Here is a 17,295-nt window from a genome sequence, read left to right on the forward strand (position 1 = left end):
CATGCCGATTCGATCCATGAAAGGGGCGCTTAAGGCACTGGTGCTGGTGGCTATTTTTTTCGCCGGTGTATGGAGTCAGTCCAGTGGCGTCATCGATGACTTTATCTGGTATCTGCCCGATGTTCAGTATCTGGCGGTTCAGCACATCTGGCTGACGGCCATGTCAGGCAGTCTGGCCATTCTCGTTGCCATCCCGCTCGGTATTGTGCTCTCTCGCCCGAGTATGGCCCGAGTGGCCGAATCATTGATGCAGATACTCAACGTGGGCACCACGATCCCCACCCTGGCCGTCCTTGCGCTATCGATGAGCTTTCTGGGCATTGGCACAGTGCCAGCCGTTTTTGGTCTGTTTGTGGCCACGCTGCTGCCGATAACCCGGAATACTTATGCCGGCTTAAAGGGCGTTAACCCGGCACTGATGGAAGCGGCGGCAGGCATTGGCATGTCCCCCATGCAACGGCTTTTCAAAGTCGAACTACCCAATGCTCTCTACGTCATTTTTGCCGGCATGCGCACCGCACTCACCATCAATGTGGGCACGGTGCCACTGGCGTTCCTGATTGGCGCGGGCGGCCTTGGCGAGCTGATTTTTACCGGCATTGATCTGTACGACCCGGTCATGATGCTGTCGGGCGCCATTCCGACCGCGCTATTGGCGATCGTGGTCGATGCGCTGATTGCGATCATTGCCTTCCTCGTTGTCCCCCGCGGGGTCAACCCCGGCCGCGCTTGATGATCACCGTGACTGACGCTTCACTAACAAAAGAAGGAATCGATGATGAAAACATTAACTACCGCACTGACCAGTATTGCCCTTGCCAGCGGCATCTCGCTGGCTAATGCCAACGAAATCAGCGTTGGCGGCAAGAACTTTACCGAGCAGCAGATTCTCTCCACCATGACGACCCAGTACCTGGATAACCTGGGCTACGACGTCGATAACCGCTCCGGCATGGGCTCCGCCGTTTTGCGTCAAGCACAGGAAAACGGCCAGATCGATCTTTACTGGGAATACACCGGCACGTCCCTGATCAACTATAACGACATCACCGAAAGCCTGAGCCCTGAAGATACCTACCAGCGGGTGAAAGAACTCGATGCCGAAAAAGGCCTGACCTGGCTTGAACCGTCGGATGCCAATAACACCTATGCGCTCGCTATGCGCGAGGATGACGCCGAAGAACGCGGCATCGAAACGCTCTCCGACCTGGCCGACGCCGTCAACAATGAAGAAGGCCTGACCTTTGCGCTTAACGCCGAGTTCTACGCCCGTGAAGACGGCTGGCGGCCGCTCATGGAAGCCTATGACTTTCGCGTGGGTCGCAGCGACGTGAGCCGCATGGATACCGGTTTGGTCTATCAAGCGCTGCGCGATGAAGAAGTCGACGTCGGCCTCGTATTCGCCACCGACGGGCGTATCCCCGCCTTTAACTTTCACGTCCTCAAAGACGACCAGGGCTTCTTCCCGGCCTACGCCCTCGCCCCGGTGGTACGCACCGAAACCCTTGAAGCGAACCCTGAACTAGCCGACCAGATGAACCGCCTGTCGGCGCTATTAAACGACGCCACCATGGCCGAGCTGAACGCCCGTGTCGATGTCGAGCGCGTGTCGATTGAAGACGTGGCAGAGAGCTTTCTCGAAGAGAATGATCTGCTCTAGTCGCTCGTGGGTAGCATTGGCATAATGCCAATTGCCATCACAGCAAAGCCGCTCCTATGGAGCGGCTTTTTCAATGGGGAAGCCCAATGCATTATCAAAACACCCTTCGCGTCGGCGCCGCCCAGATCAATACCACGCTTGGCGAGGTGAATGACAACCTTGAGCGCCATTTGGCACTGATTGCCGACGCCCAGCACGACGATGTCGAACTGCTGGTGTTTCCCGAGCTTTCACTGACGGGCTATCGCCTGGCAAACCACGTGATGCAGGTGGCAATGCCGCTGGAAGACCCGCGCCTGCAAACACTGGCCCGGGCTTGCGGCCCGATGCAGGTCGTCGTCGGTTTCGTGGAAGAGGCAAGCCCTGGTGAATATTACAACGCGCTGGCCATCTTTCAGCACGGCCAGCTTATCGCCGTGCATCGAAAACTGAACCTGCCCACCTATGGAGGACTTGAGGAAGGCAAGTGGTTCACCCATGGCAGTGAGCTCACTCACACGGATATCTGCCCGGGTTGGTCAGCCACCCAGCTGATTTGCGCCGACTTATGGAACCCGGCGCTTGTGCATGCAGCCCTGCTCGCCCGCCCCACGGTGCTTTGTGCGCCGATCAACTCCGCCAGCGGCATCGTCAGCGACGACTTTTCCAACGAAGAAAACTGGGCGCTGAATACACGCTTTTATGCCATGACGTACGGCACGCCCGTGATCATGGCGAACCGCTTCGGGCCGGAAGGCGACAGCCACTTCTGGGGCGGCTCGCGCATTCTCGGGCCAAGTGGCGAGACACTGGCACAGGCCAATGATGAAGAAGCGCTGATTGTCGCGGATCTATCACGCACCGCGATTGCCAAGGCGCGCTTTGAACTGCCCACCCACCGCGACGCCGACACCCCGCTGGTGAGAGAGTTAATGGCGGGATACCGCTAGCGACGTTGAGGCGTCGCCAGCGGCTGGATCAAGCGACTACTCTTCGCGGTTCAATAACACGTCGTTAAACGGATAGCGGGAAAGCCGCTCAATGCCGGTCTCGGTGATCAGCACCTCTTCTTCCAGCTTGACGCCATCGGCAGCCCCGACTTCGCCAATGTAGCTTTCTACCGACACTACCATCCCAGGCTCCAGAATACCGTCCTTGGAGAAACGGTCGAAATCCATGTGGTGGGCGACCAGCGGCGTCTCGCCGTGCATGCCTACCCCGTGAATGATCGACGGGTAACGGCGGTCGATAAAGCGCTCGGGGATTTTCCATGCCTGCTCGGCAATTTCCCTGTAGCTGATGCCCGGCTTGAGCAAGCCCATATTATGTTGCACCTGGTCGTAGGCCATACCGTAAAGCTCGCGCTGATAGGCCGTCGGTTTGCCGGGCCCGACATGGAAAGTGCGCGAAAAATCCGAGTAGTAGCCATGGCAGCCGATGGTATCGGTATCCAGCGCCACCAATTCACCCGGGCGAATCTTGCGGTCGCTGGCTTCGTTAAACCAGGGGTTCGTGCGCGGCCCTGAGGAAAGCAGACGGGTCTCGATAAACTCACCGCCGCCTCTGATCACCTCGCCGTACATGATCGCGAACAGCTCGTTTTCGGTAACCCCCGGTTTAATCGCCGCTTCGACTTCGGCGACAGCGGCTTCACTGGCGGCCATCGATTGCGCCAGGCAGGCGATTTCCTCGGGCGTTTTGATGCGTCGACAGTGCAGTGTGTCCTGCATACAGTCATACACATCGAGCCCTTGGGCTTCCAATGCCCGCGCCAGATTCAATGCACAGCGATCCAGACCGACCTTTTTGTTGCCTTTGCCATGCTCTTCAATCAGCTCAGCAATCTCCACCCCAAAGGGGTCGGATGACATACCATCACGCTGGTTCACCGCCGACCATACTACCTTGGAGGTTCGCGCCTCATCGATGGTTTCAAGCCAGGTGGATACATGCGCGCTGCCAGGATATTCGAACAGAATAATGGGCCCTTCCAGCGGCACGTAGACGTAACGCGTGGAGTTGCGCAAAAAGTAACCAAACATATTGCGCGACCCTGTCGCATAGCGCTGGTTGTTCGGGTCAAACAGTACCAGCGCTGCATACCCTTCTTCCGCCATCATGGCGCGCAGGCGCTCAAGACGTCCGGCGCGCAGCTGCTTGGGGTCAAACGCCGTGGGGATACTGTCGCCGTTGGCCATGGGCGCCGAAGGCACGACGGGAATGTGATCCGGCTCGTTATCAGTCAGGCTTTCGCTTTCGACAATGCTCATGAATATCTCGCGTTGGGAGTGGTATCAGGAACGGAATGAGCGCCACGCGGCTTTAATCTGCCAGGCTATCGCTGCGCTGCATGCCATCTTTAAGAATCTGCTCATGGACCGGCGCCATGCGGCCGAAGATGCGCTGTGCACGTTCGGGACGACCCACGAAACCAGGCTCCTTGGCATAGGCGAAAATCACCGTATGGCGCTCTTTGTCACCCACCACGGGCGTCACGCGGTGGAGCGAATAGCGGCCAAAGAAAATCTGCAAATCGCCCGGTTGAAGATCCAGCGCTTTCAAGCGAGAGCGATCACCATCGATCACCTTTTCCACCTCAGCAAAGTTCTCACCCTCGGGGTTGCGAATCCCCGGCGCATATTCAAAGCGCCCACCGCTGTGGGACTGCCGCGTCATCATGGTGACGATGAACTCGTTGGTGTCGTAGTGCCAGGGGTGCTGACAGCCTTCGCGCAACACGTTCACCACCAGATCGGCCAGGGGATCGGCGTATTGGTGGATCTCATCGATACCCACAACCGCACCAATAAACCGCTGAAATTCGGGATTCTCGTACACCTGGCGGATAATGGTGTCATGGTCGATGCGGTCGCCGGCGACAAAGCCGTTAGTCCGATCATCAAAGCGGTTTTTGGGGTGTGTGGCGGGTAGCGATGCGTCACCGTCGCTGTTGTACGGATTGGTCTCGGTCTGGTTGTAGTGGGCGTCTGGCGATAGTCGTTCAGTTTCACGCTCAAGCCGAGCTAATGCGGCTTCAGGAACAAAGTTTTTAAGCACCACACAGCCATCTTCTTCGAGTTGGCGACGGCAATCGGCGATAAACGTTTTTCCTGCCGGCGATGACAACTCATTGAGCGGGTAGCGCTCAAGGTCGATCAGCCCTTCGAGGGCATTCACGGGTTGTTTAGCGGCGGTTATTGTCATGGGGTCACGCTCCTGTCGCGTTGGAAGCCTATCTGGACAGGCTAGTGAAGGCTCTTCCATAATAGAAATGAATAGTTAAGATAACACCCATTTAAATGGCTCATTCATCATGGACACAGACTTACTACGTGCGTTTGTCACCGTCGCCGAATGCCAAGGGTTTAGCGCAGCAGGGAAGGTGCTGCATCGAACTCAATCGGCGATGAGCCTGCAAATCAAGCGGCTTGAAGACCAGATGCATCAAGCGCTTTTTGAGCGCACCAGCCGCAGCGTTCTGTTGACGGCCGCCGGGGAACACCTGCTTCCCTATGCGCGCCATATGCTCAAGCTCGAAGATGAGGCCAAGGATCTTTTGAAGGGCGGAATGCATGGCGAGCTTATTCGGCTGGGCACTTCGGAAGAACAGGCCGCTACCTACCTGCCCGACTTGCTGCCACGCTTTGCGGCCCAGTTTCCGCAAATTCAGTTAGAAGTGCATTGCGATATCAGCGACACCCTGGTCAAGCGGTTTCAGGAAGGGCTATTAGACGTGGTGCTCTCGGTAAGGCACAAGCCCACTCAATCCGGTCACTTGCTTGGCTGGGAGCCGATGGTGTGGGTCATGGCCGACCACGTCTCACTTTCGCAATGGCAAACACTGCCGTTGGCCCTTAATCCCGAGGGCTGCATTTTCAGGGCGCATGCGTTATCTGCGCTGGGCCGCGATGAGACCCGCTGGGAGCTTCGCTACGTCAGCCAATCCCCGACAGGTATCAACGTGCCGGTGCAAAATGGACTGGCGATAACCGTTAAAACCCCACGCAGCGTGCCGCCGGGCTGCCGGATAGTGACCGAAGAAGAAGGCCTCCCCAACCTGGGACATGTCGAAATTGAACTCCACCAACGCCCCGGACACTCCAGCGAGGCGTTTCAGGCGTTATGCAAATCCCTTGAAAGCGTGGTCGCCGAACACGAGTCGATTGCCTGCCTTGGGGGCAGGGAAGCACCTTAGTACGTCGCTGGTTTTTATTGACCTGGATATCAAGTTACGCACAGCGGCTTGAGCAAATGAGCTGAGATTGATTGGGCCTGGTATAGAGCCAGCCGCGCAACTCGCTGTGACAAAGATAAAGTCACTGCGGGCTCTAAACTTGGGTGCTACTGAAGATGGAATGATGTCGGTCCAAGGGGAACTGGACCTTGGTATGCCCCCATTAATTCCGCTTTTTATATCGCTTTAATAAATAGCTTGGTAAAGCAGGCGCCTTTAGCTCAATGGTGGAAATCTGCTTTCTTCTCACTTTTCGGAGAAGACAAAGCAAACCTGATCGGCGTTAATTTTTTCGCTTCAGACGAGGAAGAAAACATCATCCACACAGCGGGGATCATGACGACTATGACCACGCCAATTGGCACTAGCCCCAAAAAACTACCGATACCGATTAAGAAGGCGGCTAAACCTGCCAACATCACCCTTGTGGAACCTCTGCTCGTGACCTTCTCGACATTGTCTAAATGAGCCGCAAGAGTCGTGTGCTGTTCTTCGCTTAACTCCCCCTGACGGTTGCACTGGGGGCAAGCCGACAAGCGTTCATCTTGAATTGCTTTGGCCTTTTTCCAATTAGCCGACCATTGATGGCCACATTGCTCACACGTTAGAACGGCCATCGTGTCCAACGGCCACTTTTCCTTTTGCATCATGATGTCCTTATCTGGGTTCGCTTATGGCTCATGTCGGTCGTGCGTTTTATCTAAAGGGCAGAGTGGGGTAAGACGCATGAGGTGCCTTAGGCACGTCTACCCCAAAGCGTTTCTCGATATCCCCCATCTCCACAAACTTTTCGCCGCGCTGGTAAGCGGCTCGCAAGTGCTCACTCAGTTCACTCACGGCTTGGGAAGGCTTAGCCCATTGGGATTCGGGTAAGGGCTTCGACCACTCAGCTAGCCAGTCACGGGGCACGGCTTTAGGCAGGATGTGCTTCATGCGGTACTCGGTGTACCAGTGGGCGAAGCGAGCATGCTCCCATAGCCGCTTGCGCCGAAAGCGCCGCCATCGGGCGCTGTCATTCGTACGCTCGCATTCGGCTTTTTCACGCGCCACGTAGGCGTCGTACCACTCCACGCCCCACTCCTTGGCGGAAGGCGTAATAGCATCAGCGCCTTCTTCCATAAAGCGACGAATGTACTCCCACTGGGCCAGCGCCCCCGGTAGGCCGCCCACGCCGACGATAATGCCCGCCCCTGGCAGAGTGTAGCCAGGGCGCTCCGGGTCGGGCGGCAGCAGCGCAAAGTTCCAGCCAAAGCCAGTGACCGCCCCAGGCCCCAGGTTGGGTTTAAACCTACAGACTGCGACGACATCTTCCCAGGGCACCAGCACCGTGCGGCGCTCACGCTTGCAGACTCGGCAGATGAGATCGTAAAGAGGGGGATAAACGAAGAAAAAGGCAAACCCACCAACATGCATCAGCAAAAAGCCAAAGGGAAAACTCTCGCGAGCACCGCGCAGCCACTCGCCTATTTCGATGATGCCCATAAACCCAGAGGCAGTCACCGCCAGGCCAGCCGTCGACGCTAGCCACAGATTTTGAGGAGCTGGCAGCCAGAAACGACTTGGAGGATCGACCACAAAGGCCAGTTCACGACGCTGGCGGTGCAACCGAATGGGCGGCATACGTTTGAATAACGTATTGAGCCAGAGAATTGCCAGAGTAAAGACGAATAGAAAACTTGCATACAGTCCTCCCCCCCATACTGCAAATGCTACCTCTTGCATCGTGTTTTTCATAAGGGTTGCCAGAACAAGTATTAAGCAAAACCCACTCATACAAGTCATACCTACACTCAGCATATGCCCCGCTGTCATCATGCTATCCGGACTTGCGCCCTGGCGAATATCCATAGTGGCTTCATCGTGGCGTACATCGATTTGGGCCAAATCCACTGCGTATTCGCTGTCTGTAGGCAGTGGTAAGGGGCTTAAACAGTACTGTTCGCCCCCGGCGCGGCTTTCCCGCCCGCCTGCGCGCATGGGCGGTAGCGCGTTTTGGGGAGTCGTTTTAAACATACGGCGATTATGCCCGTTCCGCCTTCGACCGGAACGGATATGACGGATAAGGGGCCTGTACGGCAGTTGGGGCCGCTAYCCCAAAGCGTTTCTCGATATCMCCCATCTCCACGAACTTTTCGCCGCGCTGRTAAGCGGCGCGCAAGTGCTCACTCAGTTCACTCACGGCTTGGGAAGGCTTAGCCCATTGGGATTTGGGTAAGGGCTTCGACCACTCAGCTAGCCAGYCACGGGGCACGGCTTTAGGCAGGATGTGCTTCATGCGGTACTCGGTGTACCAGTGAGCGAAGCGAGCATGCTCCCATAGCCGCTTACGTCGAAAGCGCCGCCAGCGGGCCATGTCGTTGGTGCGTTCGCATTCAGCTTTTTCACGCGCCACGTAGGCGTCGTACCACTCCACGCCCCACTCCTTGGCGGAGGGTGTAATGGTATCAGCGCCCTCTTCCATAAAGCGGCGAATATACTCCCACTGGGCCAGAGCCCCCGGCAACCCGCCCACGCTGACGATGATACCTGCCCCGGGCAGGGTGTAACCGGGGCGCTCTGGGTCTGGCGGCAGGAGCGCAAAGTTCCAGCCAAATCCGGTGATTGCCCCTGGGGCCAGGCTAGGATTAAAGCCGCATACTGCAACCACGTCTTCCCAAGGCACTAACACCGTACTCCGCTCACGCTTAAAAAGCCTGCAGATGGCGTCATACATCAGTGGGTAAATGAAGAAAAAGGCTAGCCCCCCAATATGCAACAGCATAAAGCCGAGCGGAAAACTTTCCCGAGCACCGCTTAGCCACTTGTCTATTTCAATGATGCCCATGAACCCAGAGGCACTCGCAGCTATGCCAACTATAGAAATGAGCCAAAGGTTATGAGGCGCGGGAAGCCAAAAGCGGCTGGGAGGATCAACCACAAAAGCCATTTCGCGGCGCTGGCGATTTAGCCTGATAGGCGGCATGCGCTTTAATACTAAGTTAACCGCTACGATGCCAGCGAAGAACACAAAGAGACAAACGAAATAGAGCCCCCCCCCCCCCCCAAGTTATAAACGCTATGTTATAAAAAGAATTTTTAGCAACGGCGATTATTAATAGTAGTAAACCAAAGCCGCTCATGAATACGGCACCTACACTCAACATATGCCCTGCCGTCATCACGCTATCTGGGCTAGCGCCCTGGCGAATATCCATGGTGACGTCATCGTGACGCACATCGATATGGGCTACATCCACCGCGTGTTCGCTGTCCACGGGGAGTGGCAAGGGGCTCAAGCAGTACTGCTCCCCGCCGGCGCGGCTTTCCCGTTCGCCTGCGCGCATGGGCGGTAGCGCGTTTTGGGGAGTCGTTTTAAACATACGGCGATTATGCCCGCTCCGCCTTCGACCGGAACGGATATGACGGATAAGGGGCCTGTACGGCAGTTGGGGCCGCTACCCCAAAGCGTTTCTCGATATCACCCATCTCCACGAACTTTTCGCCGCGCTGATAAGCGGCGCGCAAGTGCTCACTCAGTTCACTCACGGCTTGGGAAGGCTTAGCCCATTGGGATTTGGGTAAGGGCTTCGACCACTCAGCTAGCCAGTCACGGGGCACGGCTTTAGGCAGGATGTGCTTCATGCGGTACTCGGTGTACCAGTGAGCGAAGCGAGCATGCTCCCATAGCCGCTTGCGCCGAAAGCGCCGCCAGCGGGCCATGTCGTTGGTGCGTTCGCATTCAGCTTTTTCACGGGCCACGTAGGCGTCGTACCACTCCACGCCCCATTCGCGGGCTGCAGGCGTAATAGCATCAGCGCCGTCTTCCATGAAGCGACGAATATACTCCCACTGGGCCAACGCCCCCGGCAGCCCGCCCACACTGACGATAATGCCCGCCCCAGGCAGAGTGTAGCCAGGGCGCTCCGGGTCGGGCGGCAGCAGCGCAAAGTTCCAGCCAAAGCCAGTGACCGCCCCAGGCCCCAGGTTGGGGTTAAACCCACAGACTGCGACGACATCTTCCCAAGGCACCAGCACCGTGCGCCGCTCGCGCTTGCAGAGTCGGCAGATGAGATCGTAAAGGGGGGGGTAAACGAAGAGAAAAGCCATGGAGGACGTATGGATGATGAAGACTGTAAGCGGAAATAAATCCTCGGAACCTCGAAGCCACTCAGCTAATTCCACTACTACAATTAACCCACTCCCCATAGCGATAGCCCCTATGATAGAGACTACCCATAGATTATGAGGAGCGGGAAGCCAAAAGCGACCTGGAGGGTCAACCACAAAGGCCACTTCACGGCGTTGACGATTTAAACGAATGGGAGGCATACGCCTGAGTAGTGTATTCATCCAGACTATGCTGAGCATAAACACAAACAGGAAAACGGTATAGAGTCCCCCCCCCCATGCGGCTGCAAACTGAGGATTAGGAGGAAATCCTCCGATGCCCACCCATATGATAAGAAAAATTATCATTATGGCGGTGACGCCCACGCTCAGCATATGCCCTGCCGTCATCATGCTATCCGGGCTGGCACCCAGGCGAATATCCATGGTGACCTTATCGTGGCGCGCATCGATATGCGCCACATCCATGGCGTACTCACTATTTACCGGTAGCGGCAAGGGGCTTAGGCAGTACTGTTCCCCGCCGGCGCGGCTTTCCCGTTCGCCTGCGCGCATGGGGGGCAACGCTTTATTGGGAGTCGTTTTAAACATGCTTCATCCTTGTTCAGGGTGCCCAGGGGGTAAGCGGCATGCTGGGCCAAGTACCTATTTTAACGCTACTGAAAAAACTCTCCGTCAGGGCTTCCACCCTACGCCACTCGCTAGTCAGGGAGCGGCCACGGCGATGCAACTCGTAGACCTGGGTGGAGGATTCGCCGTTGAGCCGTAAGCGCACTACCAATCGAACAAAGTGGAACTGGCTCAGCACCTCGGGGGCAAAGTGATAGGTGACATCTGTGCCGTTCCTTTCAGAGGCCTGATGCGAATAGGCCAGGACGTCCCGGGTGAGTTCCTGATGAGCACCGCTCATTGGAACGCCCCAGAGCCCAAAAGAGAGGGTTTCCTCGTCTGCTAGCTGGCCGCCTGGCATGGTCAAACGGAAAGCCAGATCGCTGGGAGCGGGACCAGGCCCTGGGCCTGCATGCGGTGCTGCCACCCCTTGCCGTTCTACTACCGGATCACTACCGCTCAATTTGCCCAGTTCCTGCTGGTGTTCTTCAAGGCCTTCATATTCGCTGCGTTGCCCCCAATAGGAGCGCTGGCACCAGCGCTGTACCGGGCTCAGCGAAAAGCGGCTGGCCAGTAAGTCCCCAGCGACCAGCAGCAGCGTGCTGGCAGCAACAAACCAGCCTACGGGTCCGGCAAATTTCAGAAGCAATAGCCGCCACTGGGCGGCGGGGGCACCCAATATTTTGCCCATGAGACCCATACTCCCCAAGAATAAGCCCCCACCCGCCGTACCCGTAGCACCTAGCAGCGCCACCTGAGTGGCTAAACGTTCAGACTGCGTCTCAGCTCGCCCAAGTTTTTGAGACTGTCTAAGCATCTCGAATGCACCTGCCACCCCGCCAACTAGAGCAACAGCACTCATTGCTTTATTTGCCACTCGCGCCCAGCGCTCCAACTGTGCAGGGCTGCCTGCTGCGGCCCTCAGTTCTGCCTGGGCGACTTGTTGGAATGCACGACCTTCATAGAGTTTGCGATGGCGGGCATCGACTAATATCTCTCGTATGGCCAGCAGGGCTGCAGCAGTACCAAGTCCTTGGGCTACAGTATTGCCGAGATATTCAAGGAACCGCTCATGGCTTCGCTCTGCTTGCAACAACTCTTTCATAGCCACGCATGCAGCAATAGCGCCCAAGGCCGACAAACTTCCGTTCACCAAGACCCCCATCGCCCGGGCTACCGATACTTCGTTCTGCTCATTACGTATCAGGGTATCTAGCGTGCTGCGCATCGTCTCATGGGGCTGGTGGGCAAGCTCCTTGAGCGCAGTGCGCTCAGCCAGCGCGGCTCGCGTCGCCACCTGGCTCAAACCGCCCACTTTTAGCGCATGCGTACCGTTTTCATTGGCGGGGAAACTATGCTCTGCCAGTTCGTCTAATGCCTCGCTTATCAACTGCTGTTGCTGTTTGATTTCCGAGGCTTTGTTGCGGATATTGTTGGCGTGGTATTGATCAGCTGCGCGGCGATGGCTTTGGCTTGTTCCTCGCCTGGAAGCTTGTTTTATCTCTGCCTCCCGCTCCTGGTAATAGCGCTCCAATTCCTGCTCCAACCGCCGAAGCTGTGATAAGGAGCGTTCTGCCTTGGTGATGGCTTGCTGTAACTTCCCTAGCACCGTTTGGTCGGGTATGTCCCAGCCCATTTCCAGCAGCCCCAGGCGCTCAACAAACATCAGCCGCTGGCCTTCGGGTAACATGCCGGCCATATTGGCAAAGCGTTGTGGTAGTTCCATTTGCTGCGCATCATCCAGCAATGTCTTGATCACCGCTTCACCGAGCATCTTTTCTTTGAAATAGACCTCTCCGGCAATATCTGCAGCGACTTCGTCGCTAAGACCCGCGATGCTACGAAAACGCAGACCTGTTTGCTGCTCGATAGTGCCCTGCCATGCTTGGTAGTTTCCTAACGCGCCAGCGGCGGCCATCAGTGCCGCCGCCTGCGTTAAGGCTTTTTGCGGGCCTCCCAGCTCAGTCAGAAAGGTCTCAATAAAGGTGTCAGTCGGCTGAAAGTGGAGCAGATGGGCCGTGGTGGGAACATCCCCCATATAGTGTTGAGACAGGAAGTCTCCTTGCCCACACAGGGCCAGGGTTTCCACCGCGCAATGTTCCAGCTTACTGGTGAAGCTGATGTGTAATTCGTCTTCTCGATCCAGCAGCAGTGCATAGTTGTGCCATACAGGTAATAAGCCAGCCAAATCCTGCCCTATCTCCCGATAAGCGGTTTGCCAACCCTCTTCAAGCCCGTTGGCATACGTTAGAAAGTCTTGCAATTCCTGCTGACGAATAACATCGACAATGCCATGGGGGGCTAAAGCGTAGTTTCCGCCAATCACTTCGTTAAAGTGGGCCTGTTCGCTTTGCTCGACAAACGCTTTTACCGCTTCAGACTCCGTGCCAAGCCGTTCGGCAAGGTGTTCGCTCAGGGCATCAATATCTTCGTCAATAGGTTGTAATGCGCCCCCGATAAAACCGGGGTGCCCGCCCGAACTTGCAGCAACTTCTTCTTCCCTTTCACGGCGCTTTTCATATAGATCTGCCAATTCGCGTAGATCAGCTTGGTCATCATTCTCGGCATTGCCTAACCATTCAGGAATATTGCCTTGGCCCGCATTAGCGGCATGTGGAGAAAAATCCAGGCGCATAAAACCATCAATCGTGCGCGCAGCAAAGTTTTCGGTTTGGTAGTTATCATGCCAGTTCCCTTGCTGCTCGGCATGGCATGCCCACGCCTGCGATAAATCTTTTAACCGCCCGGGGATATCTTCAATGATTAAACAAGCGCTATCTTGCTTATACTCGCTCGTTATAGCCGCCACTATGCTACTGGCCCCTGCAAGCTGCCATTCTTTATCGCTTTCCTCAGCCTCGCACCATGCATAGCTACCTGTATCCAACTGGTTTTGCTCACCTGATGGCTCGGGGGCCTCCGGGATACGTCGATGGTCGCCGACGTCATCGGCTAAAGCACTCGCTATATCGTCAGGGTTGAGTAGGTGTGACGTACCATTCCCTGGGCAATAAGCGCCTACATTTACGCGGGTCATGACCAAGTCGCGAAATGCCTCCTGGCGCAACATGGAAACATGCAGAGGTGTCAGTTCAAGAGGGCTATAGAGCACCTGTACCGAGCCTTCTCGCTTGATGACGACGGGGTCGCCACTTCCGTCTGGCTCTACCTTGAACACCTGTACTTCATCGGGCATTAGGCTGTGGACAAGATAAAGCCAGCCACTGCGAATGGGTCGAATACCTGAGCGGCGAAACGTACCCTCATGGGTTGGAGAAAACCCTGGTAGCGCAGCCGCAAGATCCGCTTCATCGGCTTCGGCAATCGCGTATCGCACAGGTACCAATTGAAGATCGGTGCGCGTTAATGGACATTGCCCCTGCGCCTGGCCTGGATCATTGTCTGGCTGGCTTTCCGCAACGCGCTGCGCTTCCGTCATGGAGTCGCTCATACTTGTTTCTCCGTATTCATGAGCCGCGAAGACGCCTCCGCTGCGGCTTTCAATCGTTCCATTGGCGCTCGTTGGTCAGGTCGTTGAAGTAAGGCCGCCATATCAGGCATGACATGATCATCCAGTGCCTGCTCTCCATGCGCGCCCAGAATATTGGCCATGTAGTAATGTGCTCGCCGACCCGTAAATCCCAATTCTCTCGTCAGGTGGATAACTCTTTCTGCGGCAAGGTGGGAGCCACCATGCGCACTCAAAAACACGCCAGAGGAAAAAAAGGTGTCAAGGTGAGTAGACAGCTCTTCAGCAAAGCGCTCCCAAGCAATGTGGCTTAGCGCATCTAGGTGTGCCTGCTGCAGTTGAAAGCTTGCCTCGCGCTGAGAACGCTCCGTACGCTCATTGGCAACCTCATACCAGCTCACCTCGCCATGCTTATTCACCGGGAACCAAGCGGTTTCCATATCTCCCAGTAATTCACTTTGCTGGGGTGACATTTCCGCACTGAGAAGAAGCCTCATGACATCCGCCGACGCCACTCGCAGGATTTTTTCCCCTTCCAATGGGTGTTCAACGAAGAGTAACCATCGTAAGTGCTGTAGCAGCTCGTCAAACCCGGCTGAGCTTGCGAACCCCCATCCCCACTTTCCCTCCACGCCACTCTCCAGAAAGCGCTTCCAGAGAGGATCGTTATCCTGAAGTTGAACCAAACACGGCGAAATGCCCCGGCACCCCTCCAGCGGCGTACCCAAATAAAGCGGTTCGTAAGTAGGGGACTCAACCTGCTCATAAAGCCATCTTTCCAACGGCTCCAGCTGGAGGCCGTCCAGTACCAGATAACGATTTAGCCAGTGGTCGTTGACATGCACTGGAGACGAAATGGCCCGCAACCCTTCCATGCCTTACTCCTGGTTATCCAGAGGCGTGCAGGGCTGAGTTAATGCCATTTCCTGTCTAAGTGCGGCGTCCTGTCGTGGCGGCTCAACTCTGGTGAACTGAGGAGCGGCCTCCACCTCCTCCGGCAACCGCGGCCCCTGCGCGGCTTGCCCGCTACCACTGCCTGGGCTGCCGCCGGAGTTGATCTTGACCTGTGGACCTACAATGGTGACGCCGCTGGGGTCGATTTTCAGAAAGCTACCCCCGGCCTTGAGGGTGATTTCGGCGCCTGCTTCGATCACGACCTTCATGCCGGCCTTGTGGTGTACTTCCTGCCCGGCTTCCAGCAGCTGCGCTCGGCCGACTTTTTCGTGGCGGGTGCCGTCGATCATCAGGTGGTCGTCGCCGTCGACCTTCGTATGGCGGTTGTTATGCACCGTGTGGTGATCGTCGTTATCGATCTCGCTGATGCGGTCGTTGTGCACCTTGAGGTGGCTGTCGCGGCGGATTTCTTCGGTGCGATCATTGAGCGTCAGCAGCTCCAGGTCTTTCTGGGCGTGGAGCCAGATTTGCTCTTCGCCCGCTTCGTCTTCAAAGCGCAGCTCATTGAAGCCTTCTGCCTTGTGGCTTTGGGTGCGCAGCACCGTGCGGGTCTTGTGCTCGGGGAGTGGGTACGGCGCGGTATTGACCGCGTGGTAGGTGCGTCCGGTGACCAAGGGCTGGTCCGGGTCGCCTTCCAGAAACGAGACAATCACCTCGTGGCCAATGCGGGGGATGGCGATGCTGCCGTAGCCGCCGCCTGCCCAGCCCTGAGCGACCCGTACCCAACAGCTTGCCGTTTCATTGGGTTCGGCATAGCGGTCCCAGGGGAACTGGACCTTGACCCGGCCGTGTTCGTCGCAGTGAATCTCTTCGCCGTCGGGGCCGACCACAAAGGCGACCTGGGGGCCGTCGACACGGGGCTTGGGATTTGGCGTGGCCCGCCAGGGCGCATCGCCGGGGATCAGCGTGACCTGGTTGTAATAACGGGTCATACCGTTTGCATCACCCTGGGTGATGCCGTCCTCTTCCAACGCCTGGGGTTGCTCGCCGTGGTGAGTAACGCTAATGGCCTGCCAGTCGCGGTTGAGGCTGTCGGTGTCGTGGTCGGTCAGCGTGAAGCGCAGGCCGGGGGCGAGCTCGGGCAGGTCGCTTTCGGCGCTGGCAGTAATCGCCTCACGGCGCAGCTGTTCCAGTCGAATGCGGGTAAACGGCTCGCCGGAAGCGTCCTGCTTGTAGCGGCCGGGGTAGTCATAGTGTTCGTAATCCACTTGCTGGCCGTGCTGCTCGACGTCCCGCCCCAGGTGGTCGTGCAATTGAGCGTAGGCGGGATTTTTAAAGCTGTAATCCTTGAGCGTGGCGGACGAACTCGCCACCCGGGCGGTGTGGCTAAGCTTGCGTACATGGCGCGTGGGCGCAGTGCCCCCGGCACGGCTGTGGTACGTGCRCTCGCCGAGATGGGTCAGTACCTGCGGGTCATCGGCAAACACCAGCCGATGGGCGCCGTTGGCACTATCTTCGAACTCATGAAAGTAAAACAGGCCTTCTTCGGCGGCCAGGCGCTCGATAAAGGCAAGGTCAGTCTCACGGTACTGCACGCAGTACTCGCGCTCGGCAAGCTCGCGGGTGACCGCAAAGGCTACGTCCCGGATGCCGCGCTCGTCGCATAGGGTATTGATAATGGTGAGCGGGTCGACTTTCTGAAAGATGCGCGAGTTGTGGCGCAGCGAGAGGCGCCAAAGTGCCGGGCGCAGTAACAGGGAGTAGAAGGTACGCCGGTGGCCACGGTCGCCCCGGCCAAATTCGCTGACAATACCGTGCACCCGGCGTAGCGGTTCGCCGTCCTGCCAGATGGTCAGGGTGGCTTCGCGATCCAGGAGGTCGGCGGCATCCAGACTGCCGTCGCGGCTGGCCAGGTTGAGCGCCAGCTCGAAAGGCTGGGAGAGCGCTTCGCGGTGGGTAAAGTCAATCACCGCGATGTCGTCAACACCGGGGAGCGTTAGGGTGAATTGCAGACCTGTGCTTGTCATATCAACTGCCCTCCCCTGAGCCAGAGCCAATCACCACGCCGCCGCAATCCACCGCGTGGCCCGTCAGTGAAGCCGGTTTGCCATCGATTAAAATAGTGCTTGAACCCTGTGCGATGGCACGTGGGTGTGGCGGATGGTCGGGTTTGTCATGTGGTGCCAGAGGGTCACCCACGCGGGCGATTGGCTTGCCGTCCATCACCACCGTGCCACTGCCTGCAGTGACCGGTGTCGGTGGAAAGCCATCGTGGTCGGTCCCCATGTCACCGACGAGTACAAATTTCTGGCCCATTGCGCTACTCCTTTTGCAATCCTGCTT

Annotated in this window: 14 protein-coding genes; 4 read left to right on the forward strand and 10 right to left on the reverse strand. The window is 57.1% G+C overall.

The genetic code is table 11. The annotated features are described in order from the left end of the window. Position 1: 1 nt before the first annotated feature. From B7L15_RS10995 to B7L15_RS11005, 3 genes are all read left to right on the forward strand, one after another. Positions 2-733: an ABC transporter permease gene (locus B7L15_RS10995; protein ID WP_085919024.1), complete on the forward strand. Its 732-nt coding sequence runs from the start codon at positions 2-4 to the stop codon at positions 731-733. A 45-nt stretch (positions 734-778) separates the two neighbouring features. After that, positions 779-1,660: a glycine betaine ABC transporter substrate-binding protein gene (locus tag B7L15_RS11000; protein WP_085919025.1), complete on the forward strand. Its 882-nt coding sequence runs from the start codon at positions 779-781 to the stop codon at positions 1,658-1,660. Positions 1,661-1,746: 86 nt separating this feature from the next. Further along, positions 1,747-2,589: a nitrilase-related carbon-nitrogen hydrolase gene (locus B7L15_RS11005; protein ID WP_085919026.1), complete on the forward strand. Its 843-nt coding sequence runs from the start codon at positions 1,747-1,749 to the stop codon at positions 2,587-2,589. Positions 2,590-2,625: 36 nt separating this feature from the next. Here B7L15_RS11005 and B7L15_RS11010 read toward each other — a convergent pair whose 3' ends face one another. Then, positions 2,626-3,909, reverse strand: a complete 1,284-nt coding sequence (locus B7L15_RS11010) for a M24 family metallopeptidase (protein ID WP_085919027.1) — start codon at positions 3,907-3,909, stop codon at positions 2,626-2,628. Positions 3,910-3,961: 52 nt separating this feature from the next. Further along, positions 3,962-4,843, reverse strand: coding sequence for a HalD/BesD family halogenase (locus B7L15_RS11015; protein WP_085919028.1), 882 nt, complete (start codon positions 4,841-4,843; stop codon positions 3,962-3,964). Between the two features lie 109 nt (positions 4,844-4,952). Here B7L15_RS11015 and B7L15_RS11020 point away from each other — a divergent pair, with 109 nt between their 5' ends. Then, positions 4,953-5,834 (forward strand): LysR family transcriptional regulator, encoded by an 882-nt coding sequence (locus B7L15_RS11020; protein ID WP_066319289.1) that lies wholly within the window; start codon positions 4,953-4,955, stop codon positions 5,832-5,834. A gap of 260 nt (positions 5,835-6,094) precedes the next feature. Here B7L15_RS11020 and B7L15_RS11025 read toward each other — a convergent pair whose 3' ends face one another. From B7L15_RS11025 to B7L15_RS11065, 8 genes are all read right to left on the reverse strand, one after another. Beyond that, positions 6,095-6,520 carry a hypothetical protein gene (locus B7L15_RS11025; RefSeq protein WP_085919029.1) on the reverse strand — a complete coding sequence of 142 codons (426 nt, stop codon included), beginning with the start codon at positions 6,518-6,520 and terminating at the stop codon, positions 6,095-6,097. A 49-nt stretch (positions 6,521-6,569) separates the two neighbouring features. Further along, positions 6,570-7,607 carry a hypothetical protein gene (locus B7L15_RS11030; RefSeq protein WP_254902923.1) on the reverse strand — a complete coding sequence of 346 codons (1,038 nt, stop codon included), beginning with the start codon at positions 7,605-7,607 and terminating at the stop codon, positions 6,570-6,572. 286 nt (positions 7,608-7,893) lie between these two features. Beyond that, positions 7,894-8,697 carry a hypothetical protein gene (locus tag B7L15_RS11035; RefSeq protein ID WP_254902924.1) on the reverse strand — a complete coding sequence of 268 codons (804 nt, stop codon included), beginning with the start codon at positions 8,695-8,697 and terminating at the stop codon, positions 7,894-7,896. Positions 8,698-9,239: 542 nt separating this feature from the next. Continuing rightward, entirely contained in the window at positions 9,240-10,571 is a 1,332-nt protein-coding gene (locus tag B7L15_RS11045; RefSeq protein ID WP_085919032.1) for a hypothetical protein, read from the reverse strand. Positions 10,572-10,584: 13 nt separating this feature from the next. After that, positions 10,585-14,040: a toxin VasX gene (locus tag B7L15_RS11050; protein ID WP_217808024.1), complete on the reverse strand. Its 3,456-nt coding sequence runs from the start codon at positions 14,038-14,040 to the stop codon at positions 10,585-10,587. Next, complete coding sequence (locus tag B7L15_RS11055; RefSeq protein WP_085919033.1) at positions 14,037-14,933, reverse strand: DUF4123 domain-containing protein; 897 nt, start codon at positions 14,931-14,933, stop codon at positions 14,037-14,039. The genes B7L15_RS11050 and B7L15_RS11055 overlap by 4 nt, the downstream gene beginning before the upstream one ends. Positions 14,934-14,936: 3 nt before the next feature. Then, positions 14,937-16,979, reverse strand: a complete 2,043-nt coding sequence (locus B7L15_RS11060; protein ID WP_085919034.1) for a type VI secretion system Vgr family protein — start codon at positions 16,977-16,979, stop codon at positions 14,937-14,939. Position 16,980: 1 nt separating this feature from the next. Then, positions 16,981-17,268 (reverse strand): type VI secretion system PAAR protein, encoded by a 288-nt coding sequence (locus B7L15_RS11065; protein ID WP_085919035.1) that lies wholly within the window; start codon positions 17,266-17,268, stop codon positions 16,981-16,983. Positions 17,269-17,295 lie beyond the last annotated feature (27 nt).

Origin of the sequence: Halomonas sp. CSM-2, assembly GCF_002119345.1 — a bacterium.
GTDB lineage: Bacteria > Pseudomonadota > Gammaproteobacteria > Pseudomonadales > Halomonadaceae > Vreelandella > Vreelandella janggokensis.

Excerpts from the sequence above, each read along its gene's own strand:
- B7L15_RS10995 (WP_085919024.1), top strand. The coding sequence starts at position 2 with ATGCCGATTCGATCCATGAAAGGGGCGCTTAAGGCACTGGTGCTGGTG.
- B7L15_RS11000 (WP_085919025.1), top strand. The coding sequence starts at position 779 with ATGAAAACATTAACTACCGCACTGACCAGTATTGCCCTTGCCAGCGGC.
- B7L15_RS11005 (WP_085919026.1), top strand. The coding sequence starts at position 1,747 with ATGCATTATCAAAACACCCTTCGCGTCGGCGCCGCCCAGATCAATACC.
- B7L15_RS11010 (WP_085919027.1), bottom strand. The coding sequence starts at position 3,909 with ATGAGCATTGTCGAAAGCGAAAGCCTGACTGATAACGAGCCGGATCAC.
- B7L15_RS11015 (WP_085919028.1), bottom strand. The coding sequence starts at position 4,843 with ATGACAATAACCGCCGCTAAACAACCCGTGAATGCCCTCGAAGGGCTG.
- B7L15_RS11020 (WP_066319289.1), top strand. The coding sequence starts at position 4,953 with ATGGACACAGACTTACTACGTGCGTTTGTCACCGTCGCCGAATGCCAA.
- B7L15_RS11025 (WP_085919029.1), bottom strand. The coding sequence starts at position 6,520 with ATGCAAAAGGAAAAGTGGCCGTTGGACACGATGGCCGTTCTAACGTGT.
- B7L15_RS11030 (WP_254902923.1), bottom strand. The coding sequence starts at position 7,607 with ATGAAAAACACGATGCAAGAGGTAGCATTTGCAGTATGGGGGGGAGGA.
- B7L15_RS11045 (WP_085919032.1), bottom strand. The coding sequence starts at position 10,571 with ATGTTTAAAACGACTCCCAATAAAGCGTTGCCCCCCATGCGCGCAGGC.
- B7L15_RS11050 (WP_217808024.1), bottom strand. The coding sequence starts at position 14,040 with ATGAGCGACTCCATGACGGAAGCGCAGCGCGTTGCGGAAAGCCAGCCA.
- B7L15_RS11055 (WP_085919033.1), bottom strand. The coding sequence starts at position 14,933 with ATGGAAGGGTTGCGGGCCATTTCGTCTCCAGTGCATGTCAACGACCAC.
- B7L15_RS11065 (WP_085919035.1), bottom strand. The coding sequence starts at position 17,268 with ATGGGCCAGAAATTTGTACTCGTCGGTGACATGGGGACCGACCACGAT.